Origin of the sequence: Streptomyces viridosporus, assembly GCF_002078235.1 — a bacterium.
GTDB classification, from domain to species: Bacteria; Actinomycetota; Actinomycetes; order Streptomycetales; family Streptomycetaceae; genus Streptomyces; species Streptomyces viridosporus.
Genome location: NZ_MSGP01000829.1, coordinates 237 through 575, shown reverse-complemented (window position 1 = coordinate 575; position 339 = coordinate 237). Strand labels below are relative to the sequence as shown.

General features: G+C 71.7%; 1 protein-coding gene. It reads right to left on the bottom strand.

Annotated features, from left to right (window positions below):
- The coding region (locus tag B7L92_RS37950) for a hypothetical protein (RefSeq protein WP_255311357.1) at positions 1-337 on the bottom strand (337 nt) is incomplete at its 3' end.
- Positions 338-339: the final 2 nt, after the last annotated feature.

Genomic DNA, 339 nt, shown 5'->3' with positions numbered 1-339 from the left:
CGCCGCCGTCGCGGCCCTCTTCCTCGTACCCGTTCCCGTCCTCCTCGTTCCCCTCGTCGTACTCGTCAACTCCCCCGTATCCGCTGCCGTACAGCTCCTCGTCGTCGTCCTCGTCGAGGTCCCACTCCGGCGCGTCGGGGTCGTAGTCGATCCGCTCGCTGCTCCACGAGGCCTGCTGGAGTTCGACCCCCGGCACCTCGCCGACCAGACCGAACGGGTCGACGAGATGGGCGAGGGCCTCGGCTGTGTCCTCCGTCACAGCGCTTTCGGCGTGCGCCCGTTCCGCGGCCGGCATGCCGTCGTCGGCCGCGATCCTGCGCAGCGCGGCCCCGGTCACCG